Genomic DNA, 4,098 nt, shown 5'->3' on the forward strand with positions numbered 1-4,098 from the left:
CCCCATCAGCAGACCCTTGGTTTCGCGGGCCAGCAGAATGGCGGTGATAGCCAGGACGCAGCCGATCGCGATGGATGCGACGCCGTCCAGGACCGGCGCCTCGAACCACTCGCTGGCTGCCGTCCCGACGAACGCGATGGCGAGACCGACCAGGGCGGCGGTGTCTTCGAACAGGACCGTGAAGGTCGTCGGGTCCTTGCTCTCCCGGATCGCCTTGAACCAGCCACGGGTGCCCTTGATCCGGCGGAAGTCCTTGAGCGCGACATACCAGGAAGCGCCTTCGAACAGCATGGCCAAACCCAGCACGACATAGTTGATCAGCGGGTTGCTGATTTTCACCGGATCGCCGATATGGATGATGCCCTCGTAGATCGAAACCCCCGCGCCCAGGGCGAAGACCAGCAAGGCAACGATGAAACTCCAGAAATAGAGTTCCCGGCCGTGGCCAAGCGGGTAACTTTCATCCGGCGGGCGGGCCGCCTGCCGAAGCCCGTAGAGCAGCAGGAACTGGTTGCCGGTATCCACCAGCGAGTGAACCCCTTCGCTCAGCATGGCTGAGCTGCCGGTGTACCAGGCGGCGACGAACTTGGTCAGCGCAACCAGCAGGTTTCCCGCCAGGGCTGCATAGATAACTTTGTGGTTTTGCGGTTGAGCAGCCATTCACCTGATCCCTTCAGGTGAGGAACCGGCAGGAAGGTCGGCCGGTTCCAAGGCGGCGATCGCATGGCCGGATCGCTCAGGCGGTCACCCGATCGGCCGTCGCGGCGCGCAGCGGGACGACGGCTGCGGCGGTGGCGGTGGCGACCGGCATGGCCAGGGATCGGGCGGCAGCCAAGTCGTCGTGATGGCACGCCTCCAGCAAAGTCTGGCAAACGGCCTGCACGGTCACGGCTCCGACATTGCTGGAAGAGCCTTTGAGGGTATGGGCTTCCTTGCCGGCTCTGACCAGATCGCCAGCGGCGAGTGCCGCGCAGATGGCCGTGACGGACTGTCCGCTCGCCTCGATGAAGAGTTCCACAAGTTCGGCAACGGTATCCCAGCCCATCGCGTCGGCCAGATCGGCCAGCCGCTCGACCTCCACTTGTCCTGCCTCGTCATCGGCCATATTGGCGGCCTTGCCGGAAGCCTTGTCGGCGGCCTGGGACGTCCAATGCTCGAGTTTCTCGTTGACCTGCTTGCGGTTGATCGGCTTCGTCACGAAGTCGATCATGCCGCAGTCGCGCCACTCGTCCCCTTGAAGAAGGTCGGCATCCGCCGTCATGGCGATGACCGGCGTGGCGCCTGACGGGCTGGGCAGCGCCCGGATTGCGCGGGTGGCGGCAAAGCCGTCCATCTCCGGCATCTGGATATCCATCAGGATGGCATCGTAGGGGCGGCGTTTCGCCGCTTCGACCGCTTCGGTGCCATTGACGGCGGTATCGATGTCGCGCCCTTCCTCCTTCAGCAGTCCGGCGAGTATCCGGCGGCTGATCGGATCGTCCTCGACGACCAGGATCGCGCGTCTGAGGTCCTGCTTCTGCTCCGGATCGGGGATATGGTCAGGCTCCCGCATCGGCTTGGGTAGAGCCTCCACCACCGGTGCGGACGCCAGTTCGGCACCGCCGCTGCGCCGGGCCGACCAGTAGCCGATGGCGTTGGCGAGTTTGCGTCGGTCGACCGGCTTGGCGATGTAATCGTCCATGCCGGCAGCCAGGCACTTCTGCGGATCGCCTTCCATCGCATTGGCGGTCATGGCGATAATCGGGACATCGGCACGGCCGCCGTTCAGGCGCCGGATCGCCGCGGTCGCCTCGAACCCGTCCATCTCCGGCATCTGGACGTCCATGAGGATGAGATCGTAGGGGAGGTTGCAGATCGCCTCCACCGCTTCGCGTCCGTTGGCCGCGATGTCGACACGATGGCCAAGCTTGGTGATCAGGCCGGTTGCAACCTGCTGGTTGACCTGATTGTCCTCGGCCACAAGGATACGCAAGCGGCGGGCGGGCATCGCCGGCTCCGCCGGTGCACTGGTGACGGCGCCCGCATCCTCGATCGCACCGCCGAGCATTTCCGCCAGCCGGGTCAGCAGGGTCGTGTGACGGAGCGGCTTGTGAAGGAAGCCGTCGACCTCCACGCCGATCAGTTCGTCCTTCAGGCTGCCTACCCCCGACGACGAGCAGAGCAGGATCTTGAGACCGCGCAGCCGAGGGTCGGCGCGCAGGATCGCCAGCAGGTCGATACCGGACATCTCCGGCATGTTGTGGTCGAGCAGTACGGCGTCGATGGACTGCCCCGACTTGGCGGCCTGGCGCAGGATCATCAGGCCTTCGGCTGCGGAAACGGCAGTCCTGGTCTGCACGCCCCACGGCGTCAGTTGCCGCACCATGATGTCGCGGTTGACCGCCGTGTCGTCGACGATCAGCACATGACGGCCCGCCAGTACGGACCAGTCCGCCTGCTTGGCCGCCGGCATCCGGTCGGTCCGGGCCAGCGGCAGTTCGAACCAGAAGGTGGAACCCCGGCCGACCGTGCTCTCCACCCCTATGTCGCCGCCCATCAGATCGACCAGCCGCTTGGAGATGACGAGCCCGAGGCCGGTACCGCCGTAGCGGCGGGACGTCGTGCTGTCCACCTGGGAGAAATGCCGGAACAGCCGTCCCATCGCTTCCGGAGGGATGCCGATGCCGGTGTCGTCCACGACGAAGCGGATACTCTTGAGCCCGTCCGGCCCGGCGAGATCGATCACCTGAAGCGAAACCACGCCGTGTTCGGTGAACTTGACGGCGTTGCCGACCAGATTGAGCAGGATCTGCCGAAGCCGCCCGGGGTCGCCCAGAACCATTTTGTGCAGGGAGGGGGGCACGAAGGAGACGATCTCGATCCCCTTGGAAAGCGCTCGCGGGGCCAGCAGCTCGACCACCGCTTCCGCCTCGTCCAGGATCGAGAACTCGGTCTCTTCCAGTTCCAGGCGCCCTGCCTCGATCTTGGAGAAATCCAGGATGTCGTTGATGATGGCGAGCAGAGCTTCGCCGCTCTCCCGGATCGTTTCGGCATAGTAGCGCTGGTCGGACGTAAGGCCCGTATCCAGCAGCAGGCCGGTCATGCCGATGACGCCGTTCATCGGCGTTCTGATCTCGTGGCTCATGGCAGCCAGGAATTCCGACTTGGCATGGTCGGCGGCCTCCGCCTTCTCCTTCGCGTCGAGAAGTTCGCGGGCGATCCGGCGTCGGTCGGTTACGTTCACGTAGATGCCGACAGTCCCGCTGTCGAGGGTGCGGCGCTCCGTGCTTTCGATCTCCATGCCGTTCGCCATGTAGTGAAGGAACGGTGTGCCGTCGGCGCGGAGATGGGCTTCGACACGGTCGGTCAGCCATTCGGCGGCATGGCCATGGTCCAGGTAATGGCTGCGCTCGACCAGGGCGTCGAGCGCCTTATCGAAGGAAAGGCCGGGCTGAAGAAGATCGGCGATCGGAGCGAACATGTGCCGGTACGGTTCGTTGCACAGGACGAGCCTGTCGTCGGCGTCGAACAGCACCAAGCCTTCGGAGATGCTAGCGATTGCCGCCGCGAGCTTGGCTTCCGCAAGGTTCATCCGCTGTTCGGCGGCGACGGATGCGGTCAGGTCGGTCGCGGTGCCGCGGTAGCCGGTGAAGACGCCCTGGTCGGTACACAGCGGCGTCCCGCTGATGCTGATGGTGCGGACGGTAGCCTCGACATCCTCGAAACGGCAGGTCAGCCCGCGGAACGGCCTGTGCGCGTCGAGATCGCCGAGCCGCTCGGTGTCCGCATCGGGGCCGACGAGTTCGCGCAGGGTGCGGCCGACGGCAATCTCGGCTGAAGCGCCCAGCACAGCTTCGAAATTGCCGAGGAACCGGGTGAAGCGCAGCCGGTCGTCCATCTCCCAGAACCAGTCGGACGCGGAGGCGGCAAAATCGCGGAAGCTCTTCTCGCTGTCGCGGATCTCGCGCTCCGCCTCTTTTCTCAGGGTGATGTCGCGGATGACTCCGATGAACTTGCGGCCTTCCTCCAGCGTGATCTCCGCGATCGCCAGTTCTATCGGAAAGACCTCACCCGACCGACGGCAGGCGACGACCTCGCGCTGGCGGCCTATGATCTTCG

2 protein-coding genes are annotated in these 4,098 nt (G+C 65.1%); both read right to left on the reverse strand.

Going from position 1 to position 4,098, the window contains the following annotated elements; translation table 11 throughout:
• Window positions 1–660: cation diffusion facilitator family transporter (locus tag AC5JJ6_RS02050; RefSeq protein WP_496040446.1), on the reverse strand; the 660-nt coding region annotated here is incomplete at its 3' end.
• A gap of 76 nt (window positions 661–736) precedes the next feature.
• Window positions 737–4,098 (reverse strand): response regulator (locus AC5JJ6_RS02055; RefSeq protein WP_496040447.1); only part of this gene is annotated, 3,362 nt, incomplete at its 5' end.

The organism is Skermanella sp. (genome assembly GCF_059503625.1).